3 rRNA genes are annotated in these 5,677 nt (G+C 53.8%); all 3 read right to left on the bottom strand.

Annotated features, from left to right (window positions below):
• Positions 1 to 51 precede the first annotated feature (51 nt).
• A 5S ribosomal RNA gene (gene rrf, locus B9Y95_RS20205) occupies positions 52 to 168 on the bottom strand.
• Positions 169 to 304: 136 nt separating this feature from the next.
• Positions 305 to 3,422 (bottom strand): 23S ribosomal RNA (locus B9Y95_RS20200).
• 447 nt (positions 3,423 to 3,869) lie between these two features.
• A 16S ribosomal RNA gene (locus B9Y95_RS20195) occupies positions 3,870 to 5,390 on the bottom strand.
• The 16S, 23S and 5S rRNA genes sit together here, the layout of an rRNA operon.
• Positions 5,391 to 5,677: the final 287 nt, after the last annotated feature.

Here is a 5,677-nt window from a genome sequence, read left to right as displayed (position 1 = left end):
TTAACGCAAAATGGCCACCCAAGAACCTTGGGTGGCCATTTCAACGAAGAAGTCCGGCGGTGTCCTACTCTCCCACAGGGTCCCCCCTGCAGTACCATCGGCGCAAAGAGTCTTAGCTTCCGGGTTCGGAATGTGACCGGGCGTTTCCCTCTCGCTATGGCCGCCGAAACACTATTGATGTATCAAAGTGAACAAGCAAACCAACACGCTGTGCGAACACAGTGGTGTTGTTTGCGGGTTCTCGACCGTACATCGAGAACCACTCAGTGGACGCGTAGCATCTTCGTATTCAAACAAAGAAAGTGTTATCAAATTATCGGCATATTAGTACCGGTCAGCTCCGAGAGTCTTTCGTCCTCTCTTCCACATCCGGCCTATCAACCCAGTAGTCTGGCTGGGAGCCTCTCGCCCGAAGGCATGGAAATCTCATCTTAAGGCCGGCTTCCCGCTTAGATGCTTTCAGCGGTTATCCATCCCGAACGTAGCTAATCAGCGGTGCTCCTGGCGGAACAACTGACACACCAGAGGTTCGTCCAACCCGGTCCTCTCGTACTAGGGTCAGATCCTTTCAAATTTCCTGCGCGCGCAGCGGATAGGGACCGAACTGTCTCACGACGTTCTAAACCCAGCTCGCGTACCGCTTTAATGGGCGAACAGCCCAACCCTTGGGACCTACTCCAGCCCCAGGATGCGACGAGCCGACATCGAGGTGCCAAACCATGCCGTCGATATGGACTCTTGGGCAAGATCAGCCTGTTATCCCCGAGGTACCTTTTATCCGTTGAGCGACAGCGCTTCCACAAGCCACTGCCGGATCACTAGTCCCGACTTTCGTCCCTGCTCGACTTGTCAGTCTCACAGTCAAGCTCCCTTGTGCACTTACACTCGACACCTGATTGCCAACCAGGTTGAGGGAACCTTTGGGCGCCTCCGTTACTTTTTGGGAGGCAACCGCCCCAGTTAAACTACCCACCAGGCACTGTCCCTGAACCGGATTACGGTTCGAAGTTAGATATCCAGAGTGACCAGAGTGGTATTTCAACAATGACTCCACCTGAACTAGCGTCCAAGCTTCAAAGTCTCCCACCTATCCTACACAAGCCACACCGAACACCAATACCAAGCTGTAGTAAAGGTCACGGGGTCTTTCCGTCCTGCTGCGCGTAACGAGCATCTTTACTCGTAATGCAATTTCGCCGAGTTCGCGGTTGAGACAGCTGGGAAGTCGTTACGCCATTCGTGCAGGTCGGAACTTACCCGACAAGGAATTTCGCTACCTTAGGATGGTTATAGTTACCACCGCCGTTTACTGGGGCTTAAATTCTCAGCTTCGCCTTGCGGCTAACCGTTCCTCTTAACCTTCCAGCACCGGGCAGGCGTCAGTCCGTATACATCGTCTTGCGACTTGGCACGGACCTGTGTTTTTAGTAAACAGTCGCTTCCCACTGGTCTCTGCGGCCTTCAAACGCTTTCGGAGCAAGTCCTAATACGCCTCAGGCCCCCCTTCTCCCGAAGTTACGGGGGCATTTTGCCGAGTTCCTTAACCACGATTCTCTCGATCTCCTTAGTATTCTCTACCTGACCACCTGAGTCGGTTTGGGGTACGGGCCACTAGAACCTCGCGTCGATGCTTTTCTTGGCAGCATAGGATCACCTACTATCCCTTACGGGTCCGTATCGTGTCTCAGCCTTCACGAGAGACGGATTTGCCTATCTCTCAGCCTACGCACTTACACCGGGACAACCATCGCCCGGCATAGGCTACCTTCCTGCGTCACACCTGTTAATACGCTAAACGCACCAGCATGGGGTCGAGCGTTAGACCGGACCCATCATCCCCGAAGGGAATCAGTCGTCCGGGTTAGGACTCTTAGCACCACTGGATTATCTTGGGCGGTTCTTCGCGGGTACGGGAATATCAACCCGTTGTCCATCGACTACGCCTGTCGGCCTCGCCTTAGGTCCCGACTTACCCAGGGAAGATTAGCTTGACCCTGGAACCCTTGGTCTTTCGGAGGACATGTTTCTCACATGTCTTTCGCTACTCATGCCTGCATTCTCACTCGTGTAGCGTCCACGGCTGGTTTACACCGCCGCTTCACTCGCCACACGACGCTCTCCTACCCATCAATACGGCTGGACCACGAAGGCCTACCAAAAATATCAATGCCACAACTTCGGTGGCGTGCTTGAGCCCCGTTACATTGTCGGCGCGGAATCACTTGACCAGTGAGCTATTACGCACTCTTTCAAGGGTGGCTGCTTCTAAGCCAACCTCCTGGTTGTCTGTGCAACTCCACATCCTTTCCCACTTAGCACGCGCTTTGGGACCTTAGTTGGTGGTCTGGGTTGTTTCCCTCTCGACGATGAAGCTTATCCCCCACCGTCTCACTGCTGCGCTCTCACTTACCGGCATTCGGAGTTTGGCTGACGTCAGTAAGCTTTTGGGCCCCATCGGCCATCCAGTAGCTCTACCTCCGGCAAGAAACACGCAACGCTGCACCTAAATGCATTTCGGAGAGAACCAGCTATCACGAAGTTTGATTGGCCTTTCACCCCTATCCACAGCTCATCCCCTCAGTTTTCAACCTAAGTGGGTTCGGTCCTCCACGACGTCTTACCGTCGCTTCAACCTGGCCATGGATAGATCACTTCGCTTCGGGTCTAGGACATGCGACTGAATCGCCCTATTCAGACTCGCTTTCGCTACGGCTACCCCACACGGGTTAACCTCGCCACATATCGCTAACTCGCAGGCTCATTCTTCAAAAGGCACGCTGTCACACCAACAAGGGTGCTCCAACGGTTTGTAAGCAAACGGTTTCAGGTACTATTTCACTCCCCTCCCGGGGTACTTTTCACCTTTCCCTCACGGTACTTGTCCGCTATCGGTCATCTGGGAGTATTTAGGCTTATCAGGTGGTCCTGACAGATTCACACGGGATTTCTCGGGCCCCGTGCTACTTGGGATACTCCTCGCACGATTGCAGCATTTCGACTACCGGGCTGGCACCGTCTCTGGCTGGGCTTTCAATCCCATTCGTCTATACCACGTTCTAATGCTCCCCGAATATCAGTTCGGAGTGAGAAGTCCCACAACCCCGGACATGCAACGCCTGATAGCTATCACACATGCCCGGTTTAGCCTCTTCCGATTTCGCTCGCCACTACTGACGGAATCACTGTTGTTTTCTCTTCCTGGGGGTACTGAGATGTTTCACTTCCCCCCGTTCCCTCTACCCGCCCTATATATTCAGGCGGGAGTCACCAGATCACCACAAGGGGCCTGGCGGGGTTTCCCCATTCGGAAATCCTCGGATCACAGCTCGTTTATCAGCTCCCCGAGGCTTATCGCAGATTACTACGTCCTTCTTCGGCTCCAGATGCCAAGGCATCCACCGTTTGCTCTTAGAAATTTGAAATCACATGAGTTTGAATCGATCGGCACCAGTTACCTGATGCAGATTGACCAATGATCAACATCACTTCCGAAGAAGTATGTTTTGATCTTTGTGATCCACAACCCCAAAGGGCCATGAATCTAAGATGCTCGCGTCCACTGTGTAGTTCTCAAAGTACGGGCGGTACCTCTCTCCCTGACCATTGATGTCAAGCAAAAGAGGCCCTGAGGTTCGTCCTTCCTCCACCGAAGCGGAGAAGATCCGGTCCCTCAGGACCCAACAGCGTGCATGCACCACACCTCCTGGCCGGCACCGTTCCAACTGCAAGCAGCGTACTAAGTTCCGATCATTCGATCTGATGCCAATGTCAATGTTCCACCCATGAGCGCCAGCGAGAACATGTGTCTCGATCTGGCTTGGCAGCTTGAATCTCCCTGTATACAGAGGAGAGCTGCACATGCTCCTTAGAAAGGAGGTGATCCAGCCGCACCTTCCGGTACGGCTACCTTGTTACGACTTAGTCCTAATTACCGATCCCACCTTAGACAGCTCCATCCTTGCGGTTAGGCCACTGGCTTCGGGTGTTACCGACTTTCATGACTTGACGGGCGGTGTGTACAAGGCCCGGGAACGTATTCACCGCAGCGTTGCTGATCTGCGATTACTAGCGACTCCGACTTCATGAGGTCGAGTTGCAGACCTCAATCCGAACTGGGACCAGCTTTTTGGGATTCGCTCCACCTTACGGTATTGCAGCCCTTTGTACTGGCCATTGTAGCATGCGTGAAGCCCAAGACATAAGGGGCATGATGATTTGACGTCGTCCCCACCTTCCTCCGAGTTGACCCCGGCAGTATCCCATGAGTTCCCACCATTACGTGCTGGCAACATAGAACGAGGGTTGCGCTCGTTGCGGGACTTAACCCAACATCTCACGACACGAGCTGACGACAACCATGCACCACCTGTTTACGAGTGTCCAAAGAGTTGACCATTTCTGGCCCGTTCTCGTATATGTCAAGCCTTGGTAAGGTTCTTCGCGTTGCATCGAATTAATCCGCATGCTCCGCCGCTTGTGCGGGCCCCCGTCAATTCCTTTGAGTTTTAGCCTTGCGGCCGTACTCCCCAGGCGGGGCGCTTAATGCGTTAGCTACGACACGGAAACCGTGGAATGGTCCCCACATCTAGCGCCCAACGTTTACGGGGTGGACTACCAGGGTATCTAAGCCTGTTTGCTCCCCACCCTTTCGCTCCTCAGCGTCAGTAGCGGCCCAGAGATCTGCCTTCGCCATCGGTGTTCCTCCTGATATCTGCGCATTCCACCGCTACACCAGGAATTCCAATCTCCCCTACCGCACTCTAGTCTGCCCGTACCCACTGCAGACCCGAGGTTGAGCCTCGGGATTTCACAGCAGACGCGACAAACCGCCTACGAGCTCTTTACGCCCAATAATTCCGGACAACGCTTGCACCCTACGTATTACCGCGGCTGCTGGCACGTAGTTAGCCGGTGCTTTTTCTGCAGGTACCGTCACTTTCGCTTCTTCCCTGCTAAAAGAGGTTTACAACCCGAAGGCCGTCGTCCCTCACGCGGCGTTGCTGCATCAGGCTTTCGCCCATTGTGCAATATTCCCCACTGCTGCCTCCCGTAGGAGTCTGGGCCGTGTCTCAGTCCCAGTGTGGCCGGTCACCCTCTCAGGCCGGCTACCCGTCGTCGCCTTGGTGAGCCATTACCTCACCAACAAGCTGATAGGCCGCGAGTCCATCCTTGACCAAAATTCTTTCCAGCAACTCACCATGCGGTGGAAGCTCGTATCCGGTATTAGACGTCGTTTCCAACGCTTATCCCAGAGTCAAGGGCAGGTTACTCACGTGTTACTCACCCGTTCGCCACTAATCCACCCAGCAAGCTGGGCTTCATCGTTCGACTTGCATGTGTTAAGCACGCCGCCAGCGTTCGTCCTGAGCCAGGATCAAACTCTCCGTAAATGTTGAATTGCACGACCACCGAAGCGACCGGCACATTTCGCGCACCATGCCACCGGAATAGGTGAACACGATGCAAGTTTGAAACTGACAGAACAAATCATTACTGACTTGCTTTGTTTTGTTTAAATGTTTTCCAAAGGAATCTCTTACAACATCAACCAACCGAAAAGGAAGGCATCAATTGCACGAGGTTTTTGGCATTTGACATTGTGCACGCTGTTGAGTTCTCAAGGATCGGATGCTCCTGCCTTTGGCCATCACGACCGCCCTGCAGGGCAACTTCTCTA

This window comes from Plantibacter flavus (assembly GCF_900177615.1).
Classification (GTDB): domain Bacteria; phylum Actinomycetota; class Actinomycetes; order Actinomycetales; family Microbacteriaceae; genus Plantibacter; species Plantibacter flavus.
This window is presented reverse-complemented; position numbering and strand designations above follow the sequence as displayed.